This is a genomic window from Streptococcus oralis ATCC 35037 (genome assembly GCF_900637025.1).
Taxonomy (GTDB): domain Bacteria; phylum Bacillota; class Bacilli; order Lactobacillales; family Streptococcaceae; genus Streptococcus; species Streptococcus oralis.
In genome coordinates this window covers 1,390,944-1,413,446 of the sequence record NZ_LR134336.1, presented here as the reverse complement: position 1 = coordinate 1,413,446, position 22,503 = coordinate 1,390,944, and the positions used below count along the sequence as shown (strand labels likewise).

At 42.0% G+C, this 22,503-nt stretch carries 15 protein-coding genes; all 15 read left to right on the top strand.

Features of this window, described 5'->3' with window-relative positions; translation table 11 throughout:
- Nucleotides 1–8 precede the first annotated feature (8 nt).
- The 15 genes from recR (at nucleotide 9) to EL140_RS06935 (ending at nucleotide 22,394) form a co-directional block, all read left to right on the top strand.
- Complete coding sequence (gene recR, locus EL140_RS07005; RefSeq protein ID WP_000966754.1) at nucleotides 9–605, top strand: recombination mediator RecR; 597 nt, start codon at nucleotides 9–11, stop codon at nucleotides 603–605.
- A gap of 172 nt (nucleotides 606–777) precedes the next feature.
- Nucleotides 778–1,821: a D-alanine--D-alanine ligase gene (locus tag EL140_RS07000; RefSeq protein ID WP_000814678.1), complete on the top strand. Its 1,044-nt coding sequence runs from the start codon at nucleotides 778–780 to the stop codon at nucleotides 1,819–1,821.
- A gap of 83 nt (nucleotides 1,822–1,904) precedes the next feature.
- Nucleotides 1,905–3,278, top strand: a complete 1,374-nt coding sequence (locus tag EL140_RS06995; RefSeq protein WP_000778735.1) for a UDP-N-acetylmuramoyl-tripeptide--D-alanyl-D-alanine ligase — start codon at nucleotides 1,905–1,907, stop codon at nucleotides 3,276–3,278.
- On the top strand, nucleotides 3,265–3,876 hold the full coding sequence (locus EL140_RS06990) for an NUDIX hydrolase N-terminal domain-containing protein (RefSeq protein WP_000994202.1): 612 nt from the start codon (nucleotides 3,265–3,267) through the stop codon (nucleotides 3,874–3,876). Before EL140_RS06995 ends, EL140_RS06990 begins: the two co-directional genes overlap by 14 nt.
- A 90-nt stretch (nucleotides 3,877–3,966) precedes the next feature.
- Nucleotides 3,967–4,671, top strand: a complete 705-nt coding sequence (locus EL140_RS06985; RefSeq protein WP_001055257.1) for a YwaF family protein — start codon at nucleotides 3,967–3,969, stop codon at nucleotides 4,669–4,671.
- Between the two features lie 216 nt (nucleotides 4,672–4,887).
- The gene (gene ftsA, locus EL140_RS06980; protein ID WP_000196346.1) at nucleotides 4,888–6,258 is read left to right on the top strand and encodes a cell division protein FtsA; all 1,371 of its coding nucleotides are present in this window, start codon (nucleotides 4,888–4,890) and stop codon (nucleotides 6,256–6,258) included.
- 16 nt (nucleotides 6,259–6,274) lie between these two features.
- Nucleotides 6,275–7,531 (top strand): cell division protein FtsZ, encoded by a 1,257-nt coding sequence (ftsZ, locus tag EL140_RS06975; RefSeq protein WP_000144261.1) that lies wholly within the window; start codon nucleotides 6,275–6,277, stop codon nucleotides 7,529–7,531.
- Between the two features lie 3 nt (nucleotides 7,532–7,534).
- Entirely contained in the window at nucleotides 7,535–8,206 is a 672-nt protein-coding gene (locus EL140_RS06970; RefSeq protein ID WP_001049616.1) for a YggS family pyridoxal phosphate-dependent enzyme, read from the top strand.
- Between the two features lie 9 nt (nucleotides 8,207–8,215).
- Nucleotides 8,216–8,746, top strand: coding sequence for a cell division protein SepF (locus EL140_RS06965; protein WP_000053366.1), 531 nt, complete (start codon nucleotides 8,216–8,218; stop codon nucleotides 8,744–8,746).
- Nucleotides 8,746–9,006 (top strand): YggT family protein, encoded by a 261-nt coding sequence (locus EL140_RS06960; protein WP_000576500.1) that lies wholly within the window; start codon nucleotides 8,746–8,748, stop codon nucleotides 9,004–9,006. The genes EL140_RS06965 and EL140_RS06960 overlap by 1 nt, the downstream gene beginning before the upstream one ends.
- Nucleotides 9,003–9,794, top strand: a complete 792-nt coding sequence (locus tag EL140_RS06955; protein WP_000217808.1) for a YlmH family RNA-binding protein — start codon at nucleotides 9,003–9,005, stop codon at nucleotides 9,792–9,794. The genes EL140_RS06960 and EL140_RS06955 overlap by 4 nt, the downstream gene beginning before the upstream one ends.
- 8 nt (nucleotides 9,795–9,802) lie before the next feature.
- Nucleotides 9,803–10,057 carry a DivIVA domain-containing protein gene (locus EL140_RS06950; RefSeq protein ID WP_000028988.1) on the top strand — a complete coding sequence of 85 codons (255 nt, stop codon included), beginning with the start codon at nucleotides 9,803–9,805 and terminating at the stop codon, nucleotides 10,055–10,057.
- Between the two features lie 16 nt (nucleotides 10,058–10,073).
- Nucleotides 10,074–10,868: a DivIVA domain-containing protein gene (locus EL140_RS06945; protein ID WP_001123190.1), complete on the top strand. Its 795-nt coding sequence runs from the start codon at nucleotides 10,074–10,076 to the stop codon at nucleotides 10,866–10,868.
- 252 nt (nucleotides 10,869–11,120) lie between these two features.
- A complete protein-coding gene (ileS, locus tag EL140_RS06940) occupies nucleotides 11,121–13,913 on the top strand; it encodes an isoleucine--tRNA ligase (RefSeq protein WP_000768143.1) in 2,793 nt (930 codons plus the stop codon).
- A 294-nt stretch (nucleotides 13,914–14,207) separates the two neighbouring features.
- Entirely contained in the window at nucleotides 14,208–22,394 is an 8,187-nt protein-coding gene (locus EL140_RS06935; protein WP_078232922.1) for an SIALI-17 repeat-containing surface protein, read from the top strand.
- Nucleotides 22,395–22,503: the final 109 nt, after the last annotated feature.

The window sequence follows — 22,503 nt, the reverse complement described above, 5'->3', positions numbered from 1 at the left end:
AGGAACTTATGCTGTATCCAACACCTATTGCCAAGCTGATTGATAGCTATTCAAAGTTACCAGGTATCGGAATCAAAACGGCTACCCGCTTAGCCTTCTATACCATTGGAATGTCTGATGATGATGTCAATGAATTTGCCAAAAATCTCCTGTCTGCTAAGCGGGAATTGACCTATTGTTCCATCTGTGGCCGTTTAACGGATGATGATCCTTGCTCGATCTGTACGGACCCGACTCGAGACCAGACAACCATCTTGGTGCTAGAGGATAGTCGCGATGTGGCTGCTATGGAAAACATCCAAGAATACCACGGACTCTATCACGTCTTGCACGGCCTCATTTCTCCGATGAATGGTATCAGCCCAGACGATATCAACCTCAAGAGTCTCATGACCCGTCTTATGGATAGTGAGGTTTCAGAAGTGATCGTGGCAACCAATGCGACAGCGGATGGAGAAGCGACATCTATGTATCTCTCTCGTCTCCTCAAGCCAGCTGGCATCAAGGTCACTCGCCTAGCACGAGGACTAGCTGTGGGAGCAGATATCGAGTATGCGGACGAAGTCACACTCTTACGAGCCATTGAAAATCGGACAGAGTTGTAGGAGTAGACAATTTACGAACTAAATTTATTCATAAGAAAATTAAGGAGACCGACTTTGATGTTATAGGTCTCTTTTATGTTTCTTGAATTCTAGTACCATGTTCAAGTTTCAAAAAAGAAGCAAATATGATATACTAAAGAACGAGTATTCTATTAGAATTGGAACAAATAATATGAAACAAACGATTATTCTTTTATACGGTGGACGAAGTGCAGAGCGTGAAGTCTCTGTCCTTTCAGCTGAGAGTGTGATGCGTGCGGTCAACTACGATCGTTTCACTGTCAAAACTTTCTTCATCAGCCAATCAGGTGACTTTATCAAAACGCAAGAATTTAGCCAGACTCCAGGTCAAGAAGATCGTCTCATGACTAATGATACCATTGACTGGGACAAGAAAATCGCGCCAAGTGCTATCTACGAAGAAGGCGCTGTAGTCTTTCCAGTTCTTCATGGTCCGATGGGAGAAGATGGTTCTGTTCAAGGATTCTTAGAAGTTTTGAAAATGCCTTACGTTGGTTGTAACATCTTGTCATCCAGCCTTGCTATGGATAAAATCACGACTAAGCGTGTTTTAGAATCTGCTGGGATTGCCCAAGTTCCTTATGTGGCCATTGTCGAAGGGGATGATGTGACTTCTAAAATTGCTGAAGTTGAAGAAAAATTGACTTATCCAGTCTTCACGAAACCGTCAAATATGGGTTCAAGTGTCGGTATTTCTAAGTCTGAAAATCAAGAAGAACTCCGCCAAGCTTTGGAACTTGCCTTCCAATATGACAGCCGTGTCTTGGTAGAGCAAGGGGTAAATGCGCGTGAAATCGAGGTTGGTCTCTTGGGCAACTACGATGTGAAGAGCACTTTGCCAGGTGAAGTGGTCAAGGATGTTGCCTTTTATGACTATGATGCCAAATACATCGATAACAAGATTACCATGGACATCCCAGCCAAGATTAGCGATGATGTAGTAGCTGTCATGCGTCAAAATGCAGAAATAGCCTTCCGTGCAATCGGTGGCCTCGGTCTGTCTCGTTGTGATTTCTTCTATACCGATAAGGGCGAGATTTTCCTAAATGAGCTCAATACCATGCCAGGTTTTACCCAGTGGTCTATGTATCCACTGCTTTGGGACAATATGGGGATCAGCTACCCAGAACTAATCGAGCACTTGGTTGACCTTGCTAAGCAAAGTTTTGACAAGCGCGAAGCGCATTTGCTATAAAATGAAAGAGAGGGTAGAAGCCGGAACTATCACTGCATGGTGACTAGAGTTCTTGGACTTCAACCCTTTTTAAAGGAGTAGAAATGAAATTAACAATCCACGAAGTTGCCCAAGCTGTTGGAGCTAAAAATGATGTTAGTCTTTTTGCGGACGTTCAGTTAGAAAAAGCTGAGTTTGACAGTCGTTTGATTGGGACAGGTGATTTGTTTGTGCCACTTAAAGGAGCGCGTGACGGTCATGACTTTATCGAAACAGCTTTTGAAAATGGTGCAGTAGTAACCTTGTCTGAGAAAGAGGTTGCAAATCATCCCTACATTCTAGTAGACGACGTTTTGACTGCCTTTCAAACCCTCGCCGCCTACTATCTTGAAAAAACGGCAGTTGATGTCTTTGCCGTTACGGGTTCAAATGGTAAGACAACGACCAAGGATATGTTGGCGCATTTACTGTCAACAACCTACAAGACCTACAAAACTCAAGGCAATTACAATAACGAGATTGGTCTTCCTTACACAGTTCTTCATATGCCAGATGATACTGAAAAATTGGTCTTGGAAATGGGGCAGGATCACTTGGGGGATATCCATCTCTTGTCTGAATTGGCTCATCCTAAGACAGCCATTGTGACCTTGGTTGGAGAGGCTCATTTGGCCTTTTTCAAAGACCGTTCTGAGATTGCCAAAGGAAAAATGCAGATTGCAGATGGTATGGCTTCAGGTTCTTTGCTTCTGGCACCAGCTGACTCGATTGTAGAGGACTACTTGCCTACAGATAAAAAGGTGGTTCGTTTTGGGCCAGGAGCAGAGCTGGAAATCACAGACTTGGTTGAGCGCAAGAATAGTCTGACCTTTAAGGCCAATTTCTTGGAGCAAGCCCTCGATTTGCCAGTGACAGGTAAGTACAATGCCACCAATGCTATGATTGCTGCTTATGTGGCTCTTCAAGAAGGAGTGTCAGAGGAGCAAATTCATCAGGCCTTTCAGAACCTAGAATTGACCCGCAATCGTACTGAGTGGAAGAAAGCAGCCAATGGAGCAGATATTCTGTCTGACGTATACAATGCTAATCCAACAGCTATGAAGTTGATTTTGGAGACATTCTCTGCCATCCCAGCCAACGAAGGAGGCAAGAAAATCGCTGTCTTGGCAGACATGAAGGAACTCGGAGACCAGTCTGTCCAACTCCATAACCAGATGATTTTGAGCCTATCGCCAGATGTGGTGGATACCGTGATTTTCTATGGAGAAGATATTGCGGAATTAAGCCAGCTGGCTAGTCAAATGTTCCCAATCGGTCACGTTTTCTACTTCAAGAAAACAGCTGACGAGGACCAATTTGAAGACCTAGTCAAGAAGGTTAAGGAAAGCCTTGGAGCCAATGACCAAATTTTGCTTAAAGGCTCTAACTCCATGAATCTAGCCAAGCTGGTAGAAAGTTTAGAAAATGAATGCAAGTGATTTTACCAAGTATCTGCAAAGAATGCTAGCCATTACGGATACTGGATTAACCTTTACAAAAGATCCTTTCGACCGTGAGCGCTACGAGGACTTGCGAATCCTGTTATCTGAAATGTTGAATCAGGTATCAGACCTCGATGCAGAAGAAGTGGCAGAAGTCTTGAAACCAACGTCCGCTTATGCAACTCCTCTGATGGACGTCCGTGCTTGGATTGTTGAGGATGAAAAAGTCTGTTTAGTTAGAGGAAAAGGGGAGGATAGTTGGGCTTTGCCAGGTGGTTTTGGTGAAGTCGGCTATTCTCCAACCGAAAATATTCTTAAAGAAATTGAAGAAGAAACCGGTTTTACAGCAAAAACTGAAAGGTTACTTGCCGTTTTTGATACCAATCGTTTCCAACTACAGAGCAAACAATATGCAAAGTTTGTCTTTGAATGTAAGCTTCTTGATGGACAATTTCAAGAAAATCAAGAAATTGCTGAGCTTCAATTTTTTGCCATTGACCAATTGCCAGTCTTATCTGAAAAACGCATCACCAAGGACCAAATGGAGATTCTCTGGCAAGTTTATAAAGGACAAAGAGACCAATATGTTGACTGAGAAGCTTATTATCGTATTTCTGAATTCATTTTTTTCTATTGGCATGGTATAATATGTGAGAAGATTTTGAAATATAATGAGGAATATTAAATGAATTTATGGGATATTTTCTTTACTACGCAAGCGACAGAACCACCTCAATTTGACCTTGTCTGGTATGTAAGTTTATTTTCGTTATTAGCGTTGACCTTCTACACTTCTTATCGCTATTACGATAAAAAAGTCTATCAACGTTTTTTCCAAATTTTACAAGCTGTCCAGTTGATTCTTCTCTATAGTTGGTATTGGGGAAATCACATGCCGTTGTCAGAAAGTTTACCATTTTATCATTGTCGTATAGCGATGTTTGTAGTGCTGTTACTTCCTGGTAAGTCAATGTACAAGCAATATTTTTCTCTACTTGGAATTTTTGGAACGCTGGCAGCTTTTGTTTATCCAGTACCAGATGCCTATCCTTTTCCCCACATAGCCATCCTGTCTTTCATTTTTGGTCACCTAGCTCTTCTAGGGAATTCTTTGGTTTACTTATTTAGACAGTATGACTCTAGATTATTGGATGTTAAGCGGATTGTTTTATTAACCTTTTCACTTAATGCTCTAATTTTTGTGGTTAATTTAGTGACTGGAGGAGATTATGGGTTCTTGACAAAGCCACCGTTGGTTGGTGATCATGGCTTAGTTGCTAATTATCTGATTGTGTCGCTAGTATTAGCTACAGCTATTAGTTTGACCAAGAAAGTATTAGAAGTTTTTTTAGAGCAGAAAGCAGAAAAAATACTTGTGAAGAAAGCTTAAGTATAAGCTTTCTTTTTTTTTGTAAAAAACGATACTTTTTTAAAGTAAGGCTGTTAAGATAAAAAATAGAAATAAAAAGTGAAAAATGACTAGGAATTTTATCAAAAACTAAGCACGATTGGATTTTTTGTGTTATAATATTCTTTGAATAGCTATGCCCAAACATAGTTATTAAATAGAAGTGAGAAACTTGGAAGACAGAGAGGATGCGATGTAATGACTAGAGATGGTTTTTTTACAGGCTTAGATATCGGAACTAGCTCGATTAAAGTGCTAGTAGCTGAGCATAGAGATGGCGAAGTAAATGTAATTGGTGTTAGCAATGCCAAAAGTAAAGGTGTCAAAGACGGAATTATTGTTGATATTGAAGCAGCTGCTTCAGCAATCAAATCTGCAATCACACAGGCAGAAGAGAAAGCGGGTATTTCTATTAAGTCTGTTAACGTTGGCCTTCCAGCAAACCTCTTGCAGGTTGAACCAACACAAGGAATGATTCCTGTAACTTCAGACACCAAAGAAATCACAGATCAAGATGTTGAAAATGTTGTCAAATCAGCTTTGACAAAGAGCATGACTCCTGACCGTGAAGTGATTACCTTTATTCCAGAAGAATTCATCGTGGATGGTTTCCAAGGCATCCGTGACCCTCGTGGTATGATGGGTGTCCGCTTGGAAATGCGTGGTCTGCTTTACACAGGTCCTCGTACAATTCTACACAATCTTCGTAAGACAGTTGAGCGTGTAGGTATTCATGTTGATAATGTGATTATTTCACCTTTGGCAATCGTGAACTCCGTTCTCAATGAAGGCGAACGTGAATTTGGTGCGACTGTCATTGACATGGGTGGAGGTCAGACTACTGTAGCGACTATCCGTAACCAAGAATTGCAGTTCACTAACATCTACCAAGAAGGTGGAGATTACGTTACTAAAGACATTTCTAAAGTCTTGAAAACTTCTCAAAAAATTGCAGAAAGTTTGAAACTGAACTATGGTGAAGCTTACGTTCCACTTGCAAGTAACGAAACTTTCCAAGTTGAAGTAATTGGTGAAGTAGAACCTGTTGAAGTAACCGAAAGCTACTTGGCAGAAATTATCTCAGCACGCATCAAACATATCTTCGACCAAATCAAACAAGAGTTGGAAAGAAGACACTTGTTAGATTTGCCAGGAGGTATCGTCCTTATCGGTGGAAATGCAATTTTGCCAGGAATTGTTGAATTAGCCCAAGAAGTATTTGGTGTTCGCGTAAAACTTTATGTACCAAATCAAGTTGGAATTCGCAACCCTGCATTTGCGCACGTGATTAGCTTGTCTGAGTTTGCTGGTAAATTGACTGAAGTCAATCTTCTTGCTCAAAAAGCAGTTAAAGGAGATGAATTCCTTCGTCAAAAACCAATCAACTTTGGCATTCCAAATCAACGTTTGAATCCTGTAGCGCAACCAAGTCCAGCACAAACAGCTCCAGCTGAAACCGTGCAGGAAGCTCCAGTTGCTCCTAAGGAAGAATTCCAAGCAAGTTCTCAAAGTAAACCGAAGCTAACAGAACGTTTCCGTGGTTTGATCGGAAGCATGTTTGATGAATAAAAGAGGATAAGAAATTATGACATTTTCATTTGATACAGCAGCAGCTCAAGGCGCAGTTATTAAGGTAATTGGTGTCGGTGGCGGTGGTGGTAATGCCATCAACCGTATGGTTGACGAAGGTGTTGCTGGTGTAGAATTTATCGCAGCCAACACTGATGTACAAGCTCTCAGCAGTACGAAAGCAGAAACAGTTATCCAACTTGGTCCAAAATTGACTCGTGGTTTGGGTGCTGGAGGTCGTCCGGAAGTTGGACGTAAAGCTGCAGAAGAAAGTGAAGAAGCTTTGACGGAAGCTATCACTGGAGCAGACATGGTCTTTATCACCGCAGGTATGGGTGGTGGATCTGGTACAGGTGCAGCCCCTGTTATTGCACGTATCGCTAAAGATCTTGGTGCTCTTACAGTTGGTGTCGTGACACGTCCTTTCGGATTTGAAGGAAGCAAACGTGGTCAGTACGCTGTAGAAGGAATCAACGAACTTCGCGAGCATGTTGATACTTTATTGATTATCTCTAATAACAACTTGCTTGAAATTGTTGATAAGAAAACGCCACTTCTTGAAGCTCTTAGCGAAGCAGATAACGTTCTTCGCCAAGGTGTTCAAGGGATCACTGACTTGATCACGAACCCAGGATTGATTAACCTTGACTTTGCTGACGTGAAAACTGTAATGGCAAACAAAGGGAATGCCCTTATGGGTATCGGTATCGGTAGTGGTGAAGAACGTGTTGTTGAAGCAGCTCGTAAAGCAATTTACTCTCCACTTCTTGAAACAACTATCGATGGTGCAGAGGATGTCATCGTCAACGTTACTGGTGGTCTTGATTTGACATTGATTGAAGCAGAAGAAGCTTCAGAAATTGTCAACCAAGCAGCTGGCCAAGGTGTAAACATCTGGCTTGGAACATCAATTGACGAAAGCATGAAGGATGAAATCCGTGTTACTGTTGTAGCGACAGGTGTTCGTCAAGAGCGCGTGGAAAAAGTAGTTGGAGCTCGTAACAACCAACCAGTTGGACGTCCATCAACTAAAGCTCCTCAAGCACACACATTTGACCGTCAATTCGACTTGGAAGAGACAGCAGAATTGCCTAAATCAAGCCCACGTCGCTTTGAAACAAACCAAGCGTCTGCTTTTGGAGACTGGGACTTGCGTCGTGAGTCTATTGTTCGCCAAACAGATCCAGTTGTTTCACCGGTAGAACGCTTCGAAACACCAGTTTCACAAGATGAAGATGAATTGGATACACCTCCATTCTTCAAAAATCGTTAATCAATGAATTTGAAAAAAAATACTGAATTAGTTTTTCAGCAAATAGCTGATGCTAGTCAAGAAGCCAACCGTGCTCTAGATGCTGTTTCAGTAATCGCAGTGACAAAGTATGTAGATGTACAAACAGCGGAAGCCTTGCTTCCGCTTGGTGTCCGTCATATAGGTGAAAATCGAGTCGATAAATTTTTAGAAAAATATCAGGCCTTGAAAGATTACCCAGTTACTTGGCATTTAATAGGAACACTACAGAGACGGAAAGTGAAAGAAGTAATCCCATATGTGGATTACTTTCATGCTTTAGACTCCTTAAAGTTAGCCCAGGAAATTCAAAAGAGAACAGATCATGTTATCAAGTGTTTCTTGCAGGTCAATATTTCTGGGGAAGAAAGCAAGCATGGGTTTTCAAAAGAAGAATTGCTAGAACTTTTGCCAGAATTGGCTAAGTTAGATCAGATTGAGTATGTTGGTTTAATGACCATGGCTCCTTTTGAGGCAGACAGTGATGAATTGAAAGAAATTTTCAAGGATACGCAGGCTCTGCAAGCAGAAATTAGAGAAAAACAAATCCCTAATATGCCGATGACAGAGCTAAGCATGGGAATGAGTCGTGATTTTAAAGAAGCGATTCAGTTCGGCTCAACCTTTGTTCGAATCGGTACAGCATTTTTTAAATAGGAGAGAGCTATGTCTTTAAAAGATAGATTCGATAAATTTATAGATTATTTTACAGAAGACGGAGAAGAAACGACTAACTACCAGACTCAACAAGAGGAAACAGTTAGCCCAGCCATCTCATCTTCTAAAGAATTACCAGCACCTGCTCAGTCAGGATCAGCAAAAGATGCAAATATTACTCGTCTTCATGCGCGTCAGCAAGAATTGGCAATGCAAAGCCATCGTTCAGATGAGAAAGTGACAATTGATGTTCGCTATCCAAGAAAATATGAAGATGCAACGGAAATTGTAGATTTGTTGGCTGGAAATGAAAGTATTTTAATTGATTTCCAATACATGACAGAAGTACAAGCCCGTCGTTGCCTTGATTACTTGGACGGAGCCCGTCATGTCTTGGCTGGAAATATGAAAAAAGTTGCGAGCACGATGTATCTATTGACTCCTGTCAACGTTATCGTGAATATTGAAGATATCAAACTTCCAGATGAATCACAAAGCGCTGAGTTTGGTTTTGATATTAAACGAAATAGAGCAAGATAATGATTTTCTTAATTCGTTTAATCCAAAATGCGGTTAGCATTTATTCCATCATCCTCGTTGCATTTGCTCTTCTTTCATGGTTTCCAAATGCCTATGAAAGCCAGCTAGGTCGCCTAGTTATCAGACTTGCTCGTCCAGTTATTGAGCCCCTTCGTAAGCTCAATCTACAATTTGCTGGCCTTGATTTTACGGTTTGGGCAGCGCTGATTCTGATTCAGTTTGTTGGAAATATCTTAACACGACTAGTACTATTACTATGACAGTAAATCGAGCCATTTATCAGCATTTTTCCCAAGATGATATCCCCTTTATTGATAAGGGATTAGAGTGGATCAAGCGGGTAGAAGATACATATGCGCCGGTGCTTACTCCATTTATCAATCCCCATCAGGAACAGATTTTGAGGGTACTAGCTGGGACATATGGACTGGGTTGCCAAAGTAGTGGTGATTTTCTTCCGACAGAGTCGGTTCGAGTTCTTCTCTATCCAGCTTACTTTGAACCGGAGATATCAGACTTTGAAATGGCCTTGTTGGAAATTTGCTATCCGAGTAAGTTTGAGCAACTGAGTCATGGAAAAATATTGGGAACAATTATCAACCAACTAGGAATTGACCGTAAATTATTTGGTGATATCTTGGTAGATGAAAAGAGAGCACAGATTTTTGTCAATCGTGATTTCATTCCTCTTTTTCAGGATGGAATAAGAAAGATTGGCAGACTTCCTGTATCGCTGGAGGAATGTCCTTTTACCGATAGGATTTTGTCTAAAATTGATTATAGAGAACGAGAAATTTTAGTTTCGAGTTTTCGATTGGATGCCCTCTTATCAAGTGCCTTGAAATTATCTAGAAATCAAACTAGTCAACTGATTGAGAAAAAATCTGTCCAGGTAAATTATCATGTGGTTGAAAAATCTGATTACCAGGTCGCAGTTGGGGATTTGATCAGTGTGAGAAAGTTTGGTCGTCTAAAAGTTGTCAAAGACAATGGTCAGACCAAAAAGGATAAGAAAAAACTAACAGTCCGGCTACTTTTAAGCAAGTGAGAAAAAATATGTCGATTACACCACAAGAAATAAGTGATAAAGCTTTCTCAAGAACATTCAGAGGCTACAATCAGGAAGAAGTTGACCTCTTTCTAGATAAGATTTACTTTGAATTAGAGGAGATGATTCGATACAAAGATGAAACTGAACTCTATATCAAAAAACTAGAAGAACGTCTTTCCTATTATACGAATGATATTCCTAAGAGAACAGTAACAAGCGAGCAAGAACCAGAAGCAATTAATGATTCTATTTTTTATTAAGTAAGTGAGGAAAAGTATGCCAATTACATCGTTAGAAATTAAAGATAAAACCTTTGGTACAAGATTTAGAGGTTTTGATCCAGAAGAAGTAGATGAATTTCTGGATATCGTTGTTCGTGACTACGAAGACTTGGTTCGTAGCAATCACGATAAAGAGACACACATCAAGAGTTTGGAAGAACGTTTGTCTTACTTTGATGAGATGAAGGATTCCTTGAGTCAGTCAGTTTTGATTGCTCAAGATACTGCAGAGCGTGTTAAACAAGCTGCTCAAGAACGTTCAAACAATATTATTCAACAAGCTGAACAAGATGCTCAGCGTTTGCTTGAAGAAGCGAAATACAAGGCAAATGAAATTCTCCGTCAGGCTACAGATAATGCGAAGAGAGTGGCTGTTGAGACAGAAGAGTTGAAGAACAAGAGCCGTGTATTCCATCAACGCCTCAAGTCTACGATTGAAAGTCAGTTAGCAATTGTTGAGTCATCTGATTGGGAAGATATTCTTCGCCCAACAGCTACTTACCTTCAGACAAGTGATGAAGCCTTTAAAGAAGTGGTGGGTGAAGTTCTTGGTGAAACTGTATCTTTACAACCAGAGGAAGAACCTATTGATATGACTCGTCAATTCACACCAGAAGAGGTTGCTGAATTACAAGCTCGTATCGAGGCTGGCAACAAAGAATTAGCTGAGTTTGAAGCTCAACAAAATCAACAGACAGAAGAAAGTGACCAGCATGAAGAGTCAGTTGAAGTAGAAGCTACTGCAACAACTGAGGACGATGCAAACAAAGAATCTGTTCTTATCCTATAAAAAAATGTGAGAACAAGATCCAACCAACTATATTTTCAGCGAGCGGGAGATGGTGAGAGTCCTGCAATCCCTAGTGGTTAGATTATCCTCTCAAGCAATCCAGTCCGAAAACAGTAAGACTAGACGTCCCCCACGTTACGGGAAAAGAGGAAAAGAGACCCTGTCTTTTTTCGAACAAAGGTGGTACCACGATTTTCGTCCTTTTTGCGAATCGTGGTTTTTATTTTGTCATTTTAAATTAAAGGAGTAACAATGAAACTTAAAGAAACCCTCAATCTAGGGAAAACAGACTTTCCTATGCGTGCTGGTCTTCCAACCAAAGAACCAGTTTGGCAAAAAGAATGGGAAGAAGCAAAACTTTACCAACGTCGTCAAGAATTGAACCAAGGAAAACCACATTTCACCTTGCATGATGGACCTCCGTATGCAAACGGAAATATCCACGTTGGACATGCCATGAACAAGATTTCTAAAGATATTATTGTTCGTTCTAAGTCTATGTCTGGATTTTACGCTCCTTACATCCCAGGTTGGGATACACATGGATTGCCAATCGAGCAAGTCTTGGCTAAACAGGGCGTTAAACGCAAAGAAATGGACTTGGTTGAGTACTTGAAACTTTGCCGCGAGTACGCTCTTTCTCAAGTAGATAAACAACGTGAAGACTTTAAACGATTGGGTGTTTCTGGCGACTGGGAAAATCCTTATGTGACTTTGACTCCGGACTATGAAGCGGCTCAGATCCGTGTCTTCGGAGAAATGGCTAAGAAAGGCTACATCTACCGTGGTGCCAAGCCAGTTTACTGGTCTTGGTCATCTGAATCAGCTCTTGCTGAAGCGGAAATTGAATACCATGACTTGCTTTCAACTTCCCTTTACTATGCTAACCGCGTCAAAGACGGAAAAGGTGTCCTAGATGCAGATACTTACATCGTTGTATGGACAACAACTCCTTTTACCATCACAGCATCTCGTGGTTTGACAGTTGGAGCAGATATTGACTACGTAGTCGTTCAACCAGCTGGTGAATCTCGTAAGTTTGTAGTTGCTTCAGAATTGTTGAACAGTTTGTCTGAGAAATTTGGTTGGGCGGATGTTCAAGTCTTGGCGACCTACCGTGGTCAAGAATTGAATCACATTGTGACAGTCCACCCATGGGATACAGCTGTAGATGAGTTGGTGATCCTTGGTGACCACGTTACGACTGACTCTGGTACTGGTATTGTCCATACAGCCCCTGGTTTTGGTGAGGACGACTACAATGTCGGTGTTGCCAACGGCCTTGAAGTTGCTGTAACAGTTAACGAACGCGGTATTATGATGGAAAATGCTGGTCCTGAATTTGCGGGTCAGTTCTATGACAAGGTTGTGCCGACTGTTATCGAAAAACTGGGTGATTTACTCCTTGCTCAGGAAGAAATTTCTCACTCATATCCATTTGACTGGCGTACGAAAAAACCGATCATCTGGCGTGCAGTACCACAGTGGTTTGCCTCTGTATCTAAATTCCGCCAAGAAATCTTGGATGAAATTGAAAAAGTGAAGTTCCACTCAGAATGGGGTAAAATTCGTCTTTACAATATGATTCGTGACCGTGGCGACTGGGTTATCTCTCGTCAACGTGCTTGGGGAGTTCCCCTTCCTATCTTCTATGCTGAAGACGGAACGCCAATCATGACTGCTGAGACTATTGAACATGTAGCTCAACTCTTTGAGGAACACGGTTCTATCATCTGGTGGGAACGTGATGCTAAGGACCTCTTGCCAGAAGGATTTACTCATCCAGGTTCACCAAATGGCGAGTTCAAGAAAGAAACAGATATCATGGACGTATGGTTTGACTCAGGTTCATCATGGAATGGAGTAGTGGTCAACCGTCCAGAACTCAAATATCCAGCAGATCTTTACCTTGAAGGTTCTGACCAGTACCGTGGTTGGTTCAACTCATCACTTATCACATCTGTTGCTAACCATGGCGTTGCTCCTTACAAACAAATCTTGTCACAAGGTTTTGCCCTTGATGGTAAAGGTGAGAAGATGTCTAAATCTCTTGGGAATACCATTGCTCCAAGTGATGTTGAAAAACAATTTGGTGCGGAAATCTTGCGTCTCTGGGTAACAAGTGTTGACTCAAGCAACGACGTGCGTATCTCTATGGATATCTTGAGCCAAGTCTCTGAAACTTACCGTAAGATCCGGAACACTCTTCGCTTCTTGATTGCCAATACATCTGACTTTAACCCAGCTCAAGACGCAGTAGCTTACGATGAGCTTCGTTCTGTTGACAAGTACATGACCATTCGCTTTAACCAGCTTGTGAAAACGATTCGTGATGCTTATGCCAACTTTGAATTCTTGACAATCTACAAGGCCTTGGTGAACTTCATCAACGTTGATTTGTCAGCCTTCTACCTTGACTTCGCTAAAGACGTTGTTTACATCGAAGGTGCAAAATCACTCGAACGTCGTCAAATGCAGACAGTCTTCTATGACATTCTTGTCAAAATCACCAAACTCTTGACACCAATCCTTCCTCACACAGCAGAGGAAATCTGGTCATATCTTGAGTTTGAAGCTGAAGAATTTGTGCAATTGTCTGAATTACCAGAAGCTGAAACTTTTGCCAACCAAGAAGAAATCTTGGATACATGGTCAGCCTTCATGGATTTCCGCGGACAAGCTCAAAAAGCCTTGGAAGAAGCGCGTAATGCAAAAGTTATCGGGAAATCGCTTGAAGCACACTTGACAGTTTATCCAAATGAAGTGGTGAAAACTCTTCTTGGAGCAGTGGATAGCAATGTAGCTCAACTTTTGATCGTGTCAGAATTGACCATCGCTGAAGGTACAGCTCCAGAAGGAGCAGTTAGCTTTGAGGATGTTGCCTTTACAGTTGAACGCGCTGCAGGTGAAGTTTGTGACCGTTGCCGTCGTATCGACCCAACAACAGCAGAACGCAGCTACCATGCAGTTATCTGTGATCACTGTGCAAGCATCGTAGAAGAAAACTTTGCGGATGCGGTCGCAGAAGGATTTGAAGCGAAATAATCAGATTAGAAATATGTCTTCTCATAGTTTAAGATGAGATGAAAAGGAAAAAGAGAGGAAGTCATTTCTCTCTTTTTTGTTGGAAAAAGTTTAGGACAAAGGGAGTAAATCTAACATTTTTAGGAAGAGTTTTAAGCTGATTTTTTGAGATGTTTTTAAAAAGAGAGGTCGTTTTTTGGTACTTTTCAAAAGCATGTGTTGCTTCTAAAAATCGCGACAAATAATTTGAATAATCAAGTGAAATCAGGTAGAATAGAAAGGATTGAATAATATATTGAAGAGGAAATCTTTAGAATGAAACATCAGTTTTATGGAGAAAAACGACAGCGCTTTTCTTTCAGAAAGTTGTCTGTCGGGCTCGTTTCGGCGACTATTGGAAGCTTCTTTTTGAATGGGCAAATGGCTGGGGGCTTGACTTCTGTGAAGGCAGCAGAAATTCAAAGTCAGCAGTCTGCTCAGGTCAAATACCACTACGTAGTGGAGTCTGAATTGACGGAGGCAGAGAAGAGTGCCTTGATCAGGGAGATTCCAAAGCATGTTGAGGATGCTTCAGAGACCTATTACTTAGTTTATCGTCCGACTACTCAAGGGGATTCATCTGGAGTATTGCCTAAGACAGGTCACTCTGGCCTTTGGGAATCAACTTTTACAGCGATGGGTCTTGCATTACTAGTGCTTGTAGTAGTTAGAGGCAGGAACGGGAAGAGGTATTTATCTTCTATCTTGTTGGTAACTGGAATGGGATCCATACTGCTATCTCCAACAGTCTTAGCAGTGACGAATATCGAACTCGCTGCATATAATCAAAGTCTTAACTTGGGTCTTGGAGATGCACTGCCAGCGCCATTGAAAATTGATGGTTACGACTATATCGGTTACTTAAAGAATGAAGAACAAAATGATAGTCATTTAACTCCTTCTGCTCTGAAGGAAAATTCGACACTTGACTTGGAGAAAGAGAAGGGAAGTGAACTTAAACCGAGTGAAACAAATCTTGATATGAAAGAGATTGTTTCGGATAAGGGTGATGCTTTAACTGAGGAAGAAAGAGAAGCTATAGCTGCTAAGGAGAGAGAGTCTGCTCGTTTAAGCCCCGTTTATGACTTGCCAGAACTAAAAATTAGTGAGCAGGAGTCAGTTCAAGAACTTCCTTATCAGACAAAATACCAATATACTGATGAATTGGCTCAAGGCCAATCAAAAGTTATACAATCAGGTGTTCGAGGTCAACGTACAGTAGTGACTCGTCATTTTCGTAAGGATCAAGAAATCGTAAAAAGCGAAATGATTTCTGATCAAGTGACGCTTGAACCTGTTTCTGAAATTATTTTAGTTGGAACAGCTCCAACTAACTCGATACCAAAAGAAAATCCAGTTCATGAAGTTCCAGAATTGGCAGAATATGGCACAACTCCTGAGACAGCGCCAGTTCACGAAATTCCAGAATTGACAGAATATGGTACAACTCCTGAAATAGCGCCAGTTCACGAAGTTCCAGAATTGACAGAATATGGCACCAGTCCAGAAACAGCGCCAGTTCACGAAGTTTCAGAATTGGCAGAATATGGCACAAACCCTGATACAGCCCCAGTTCATGAAGTTCCAGAATTGACAGAATATGGCACCAGTCCAGAAACAGCGCCAGTTCACGAAGTTTCAGAATTGGCAGAATATGGCACAAACCCTGATACAGCCCCAGTTCATGAAGTTCCAGAATTGAAGGAATATGGGACTAGTCCTGAGACGTCTCCAGTTCGTGAAGTTCCAGAATTGACGGAATATGGGACTAGTCCTGAGACGTCTCCAGTTCATGAAGTTCCAGAATTGACAGAATACGGAACCAGTCCCGAGACATCTCCAGTTCACGAAGTTCCAGAATTGACGGAATATGGGACAAATCTTGATACAGCTCCTATTCATGAGAATTCTGAGTTGGAATTGACTACAAATGATGAGGTTAGAATAGAAAAGATTGATTTTTCTATTGACGAGCAATATACAGATGAGATTCCAGAAGGAAGTCGTCAGATTGCAACTCCAGGTGTCCAAGGTGAGCGTACCATTAAGACTCGTGTCTACAGTTCTAACGGTCAGGAAATTGATCGTCAAGAATTGTCTAACGAAGAAACCTTGGAGCCCGTAACGCAAATCGTCAAGGTCGGCACGGCTAAACCAACCATGGTACCAAATGAAGCACCGAAAGCAGAAGCTTTACCAGAGTATCCACTGACTTATACCGACGAAATTCGCGTTGAGAAAATAGCCTTCAACATCGAGGAGCAAACTACGGATGAATTGGTTCAAGATGCTCGTCAGATTGCAACTCCAGGTGTCCAAGGTGAGCGTACCATTAAGACTCGTGTCTACAGTTCTAACGGTCAGGAAATTGATCGCCAAGAACTTTCGAATGAAGAAACCTTGGCTCCAGTAACACAAATTGTCAAAGTCGGCACAGCTAAGCCAACTATGGTACCAAGCGATGCGCCAAAAGCAGACGCTTTGCCAGAGTATCCACTAACTTATACCGATGAAACTCGGGTTGAAAAAATCAACTTTAGCATTCGTGAAGAAGAAACGGATGAGCTTGTTCGAGATGCCCGCCAAATCACAACTCCGGGAGTCCAAGGTGAACGCACGATTAAGACCCGTGTCTACAGTTCTAACGGTCAAGAGGTTGACCGTCAAGAACTTTCGAATGAAGAAACCTTGGCTCCGGTAACACAAATTGTCAAAGTCGGAACTGCTAAACCAACCATGGTACCAAATGATGCACCGAAAGCAGATGCTTTGCCAGAATATCCGTTGACATATACTGACGAAACGCGCGTAGAGAAAATCAACTTTAGCATTCGTGAAGAAGAAACGGATGAGCTTGTTCAAGATGCTCGTCAAATCATAACTCCAGGTGTCCAAGGCGAACGAACCATCAAGACTCGTGTCTATAGTTCCAACGGTCAAGTTGTTGACCGTCAAGAGTTAGCTAATGAAGAAACCTTGGCTCCAGTAACACAAATTGTCAAAGTTGGAACTGCTAAACCAACCATGGTGCCGAGCGAGGCGCCAAAAGCAGAGACTCTGCCAGAGTATCCACTGACTTATGCCGATGAAACGCGCGTTGAAAAAATCAACTTCACAATTCGTGAAGAAGAAACGGATGAGCTTGTTCGTGATGCTCGCCAGATTGCAACTCCGGGTGTCCAAGGTGAGCGTACCATTAAGACTCGTGTCTACAGTTCCAATGGTCAAGTTGTTGACCGTCAAGAATTGTCTAATGAGGAAACTTTGGCGCCCGTAACACAGATCGTCAAAGTCGGAACTGCTAAACCAACTATGGTACCAAGCGATGCGCCAAAAGCAGACGCTTTGCCAGAGTATCCACTAACTTATACCGATGAAACTCGGGTTGAAAAAATCAACTTTAGCATTCGTGAAGAAGAAACGGATGAGCTTGTTCGAGATGCCCGCCAAATCACAACTCCGGGAGTCCAAGGTGAACGCACGATTAAGACCCGTGTCTACAGTTCTAACGGTCAAGAGGTTGACCGTCAAGAACTTTCGAATGAAGAAACCTTGGCTCCGGTAACACAAATTGTCAAAGTCGGAACTGCTAAACCAACCATGGTACCAAATGATGCACCGAAAGCAGACGCTTTGCCGAAATACCCACTGACTTATACCGATGAAACTCGGGTTGAGAAAATTAACTTCACAATTCGTGAAGAAGAAACGGATGAATTGGTTCGAGATGCTCGTCAAATCACAACTCCGGGTGTTCAAGGTGAGCGGACCATCAAGACTCGTGTTTACAGCTCTAACGGCCAAGAGGTTGACCGTCAAGAACTTTCGAATGAAGAAACCTTGGCTCCAGTAACGCAAATTGTCAAAGTTGGTACGGCTAAACCAACCATGGTACCGAATGAAGCTCCGAAAGCAGATGCTTTAGAGGAGTTCGATTTAATTTCACTGCATAATCTCTTAGCAGAAGCGAATCAGATTAAAGCTCAGGCCCGTTATTTCAACGATAGTCAGAGTCATCAAGCTAACTATGATGCTGCTTTGACGGCTGGTCAAGCGATTCTGAGCCAATCCCAAGCCAGCCAAGCAGAAGTCAACCAACTGGTGGAACAAATCAATCAAGCCAAGGCTCAATTAAGTGGTCCTGAAGTTGTTAAAACGGCTCTTCAGACTGAGTACGATTTAAATCCAACGGTTAAAACTTCGGTTAAATATAAGAATGCGGATTCAGAAAAGCAGACAGCTTATACTGACGAATTGACCAAGGCAGAGGGAGTTTTGAACAATCAGACTGCTACACAAGTGCAAGTCAACCAAGTTCTTGCTAGCCTGACAGCAGCCAAAGAAGCACTAAATGGAGTGCCTAAAGTCAAGCTGACTGTTTCAATTCTAAGTCTGACTGAGAATGTTGATGATAAGTCGGTGACGGTCCAATATAGATTGGAAGACCAGACCCAGTCCTTCCGTTCAGCGACTGCAGAATTGTACCAGGGAGACCAGCTGATTCGCACTCTTCCAATTACCAACTTTGCTGGCAGCTTGAAAATTGGCGACCTAGACTACTACACAGGCTACACTCTAAAAACCAAGTTGACTTATGAACTGGATAATGGCAGCTTTACTGAGTTTGAAACAGACAGTCGTAACTTTGAGTTAGAATACAAGAAGATTGCCTTCCGTGATATTGATTCTGTTGAGTTTTATCATAAAGAAAACGACCAATACAAGCGCTTTGTATCGATGAACTCTATGCCTACGGATCTGTCTACCTACTTCGTCAAGATCAAATCAAGCGAATCCAAGGAAATTCTCCTACCAGTTCACAGCATTTCTGAAGCAGAGAAAGATGGCAAGGCAGTCTATAAGGTTAATGTAACCCTTCCTGAACTCGTCCAAGAAAGTGAAACGGGCTATAAGTCTGGGCACGACTTCTACATCAGTAAGGCAGTCCCAAGCCAGCAAAATGTCTACACTAGCTTTGCTGGATTGGTAGAAGCTATGAAGCGAAATATGGCAGGAAATTATGTTCTGGGAGCTGATTTGGATGCGAGCGAGGTCAACCTAGCTCCTGCGGATTATGTCTATCTCAAAGGGAACTTCACCGGCAGTCTGACGGGCAGTCAAAATGGTAAGCAATACGCCATTTACAATCTAGCCAAGCCTCTATTTGAAAACCTCAAGAGTGGTTCTGTTATTTCCAATATCGACTTTAAAGATGTGAATATCGAGGGTACCTATGACTCGGCTGCGCTGGCACGTAATGCGGAGAATGCGCGAATCACAGATGTTTCTGTTCAGGGAAGAGTATCGGTAGTAGGCAACGCTTCTAACGTAGCGGGTCTTGTAGTTAATGGAACCAATACGAAGATTACAAATAGTTCCTTTACGGGGACTATCCTATCTAACAGTCAACACATCAAAGCTTATAATGTAGGTGGTTTGGTTGCAAGCCTTAAAGGAGGAGAATCTCTTCTTAGCCAAAGTAAAGCAGATGTAACGATTATTAGTGGAGCTCGATCAAATGAACAACGTATCGGTGGTTTGGTTGGACGTCTAGAAAATAATGCTCGAATCACCAAATCTTATGTGACAGGAAAAGTATATAATTTAACCACTAACGGTCAAATCGGTGGAGTGGTCGGCTCGAACTACTTTAATGGTTTAGTTGATAATGTGATCAGCAATGTTAGCGGTACAAACGTTTACAGTATTTCTGGAGATCAGGGCTACAAAAACGACCGCATTACGCAAGCCTATAAAGTTGCCAAGAGTGAAACCTTGAAAAACGATCAGTTTGTTACTTCTACCATTACTCAAGAAGAAATGGAAGAAAAACTGACTGCTATGAACATCACGACTAGCCTAGATGACACGAATCTAAATATGCGTTTTGTCGACTATGGTGAAGTAAACAATGCTCAATTCGACCGTGGATATTCTTATGCAAATATGGAGAAACTGCTTCCTTTCTACAATAAAGAAACCATTGTTTCGTTTGCGAACAAGATTCCGAAAGAGCATAAGTTGAATAAGGAGTACCTACTGGATGTTGTTCCGATGAAGGGTGACCAGATTATCACTGATATCCATAGCAATAAAACAGCAATCAATCGTTTGATGCTTCACTACATGGACAATACTATTGACTACCTAGAAATATCTTATCAGGGAGATTTCGTAAATCGAGGCATTGCTGAGTATAGGATGAAGGGATTAGACCTTCTTTATACTCCAGAAGCCTTTGTATCAGATTATACTAGCATTCTAAATCAAGTGTTGCCAGAGCTGAATAAGGTCGTTCTTGATTCGCCAGCTATGCGAACAGCTCTCGGAGTAGCAGCAGATACTTCTTTGGATGAACTATACTTAGATACTGCATTTACGCAAGTGAAAAGCAAGCTATCAGGTGAGCTTCGCAAAGTGCTAGCTATGGATAAGGCTATCAATACTGAAGGTGAAGTAGTTAAGGATTATCTTGTTAAGAAGATTCTTGCTGATAAAGAAGCTTTCCTATTGGGTCTGACTTACCTTAACCGTTGGTACAATATCAACTATGATACCTTTAATGTTAAGGACCTATCGGCTTACAAGATGGATTTCTACGGTAAGAATGACGTTTCGGTTCTTGATACAATCATTGCTTTAGGGAAATCAGGACTTGAGAATCTCAAGGCTAAGAACAACTATACAGCATATGATAATTCGCTCTCTGAAGCAACTGGCAAGCGAGGACTCTTCAATTACCTTGAAGGCTACCGTCAGCTCTTCCTACCATACAAGACCAATAATGAATGGCTCAAGACCAATACAAAAGCCTACATCGTTGAGGCTAAGTCCGATGTAGCAGAAGCGAGACAGCTTCAGGACGCAGCCGAGGGCAAGAGCAAGTACTCTGTCGGTGTGTATGACAAGATTACTGCAGATAATTGGGAATACAAGGGCATGCTCCTGCCACTCTTGACCATGACAGAGAAAGGTGTCTATGCTATCTCCAATATGTCTACCATCTCCATGGGAGCTTATGATCGCTACCGCCTGGATGCCAATAACAGAGTGCGCACAGACGCAGAACTAGTTGAATATGTCGAAGACCGAGTGAGAAAAACAGCTGAATACCAGCGCGACCATTATGATTTCTGGTACAAGATTCTGAGTCCGGAAAGCAAAGACAAGCTCTTCCGTTCGGTTCTGGTTTACGATGGGTTCTTCTTGACTGACAAAGCGGGACAAAGCTATTGGGCACCAGCTAATGACAAAAAATCACAGGCTATGCAGGAATTCTTTGGACCAGCCGGCAAGTGGTATCCAAGCAAGGGCTACAATGCCTATGCGACGGGAAGTGTTACCCATTTTGATAGAGCACGATTATTGGAAGACTATGGAAACTCTGTCTACACCCATGAAATGACCCATAACTCTGACGGTGCTATTTACTTTGAAGGTTATGGTCGTCGTGAGGGACTAGGTGCGGAACTCTATGCTCGCGGACTCTTGCAATCTTCGCCGAGCGCAGATGAACCAACCATCACGCTCAATACTCTCTTCAAGGTGGACAAGGACTCTAAGACACGTATGCATACCTATAATTTCAAGGAACGTGTTCAAAATGCAGCAGACCTGCAACACTATGTCCATGGTATGTTTGACATGATCTACACCTTGGACTATCTAGAAGGTACTTCTATGCTGAAGCAGAGTGATGCTGCCAAGTTACAGTGGTTCAGGAAGATGGAGAATTACTATATTACAGATAAGTATGGTAAGGAGACTCATGCAGGTAACCAGACGCGAAGCTTTACAGCTGAGGAAATCAAGCAGCTGAAGACCTTTGACTCCCTGATTGATAATGATGTGATCACTCGTCGGGAGAATAAGGAAAGTGGGAAATATGGTCGAAATGGCTACCTCAGTCTCAGCCTCTTCTCACCAATTTACTCAGCCTTGAGCAATCCAAATGGAGCACCAGGTGATGTTATGTTCCGTCGCACAGCCTATGAATTACTAGCAGCCAAGGGCTACCATGACGGATTTGTCCCTTATGTTTCTGGTCAGTACTCTCAGGAAGCTTTCGATGAAGGGAAGAAAACGTGGGACGGATGGTCTGGAAGAGATGTTGGTCTCGTGACGGACCAGAAAGTCTTGGAAAATGTATTTAAAGGTGAATACACCTCTTGGGCAGCCTTCAAGAAGGCCATGTATAAGGAGCGAATTGATCAGCTGACCAAGTTGAAGCCAATCACCATTGAGTACGAGCTTAAAAATCCAAACAGTACCAAGAAAGTAACCATTCGTTCTTATGCAGAGATGCAGCAATTGATGGATGCAGCAGTAGCAGAGGATGTACGCAACATTACCAATGCTACTAGCCGTGTCGAAGCTAGCTGGGTCAACCTGCTTAAGAAGAAGATTTACAACGCTTATCTTCGTGAGACAGACGACTTCAGACAGTCTATTTTCAAGAAATAAGGAAACGATTCTGTTTGATTAAAATTTGAAAAATTCCTAGGTTTAAGGCTACCTAGGAATTTTTTCTGTGGTTTCTCCATGATCTTGTTTGTGCATTCAAGACCTGATA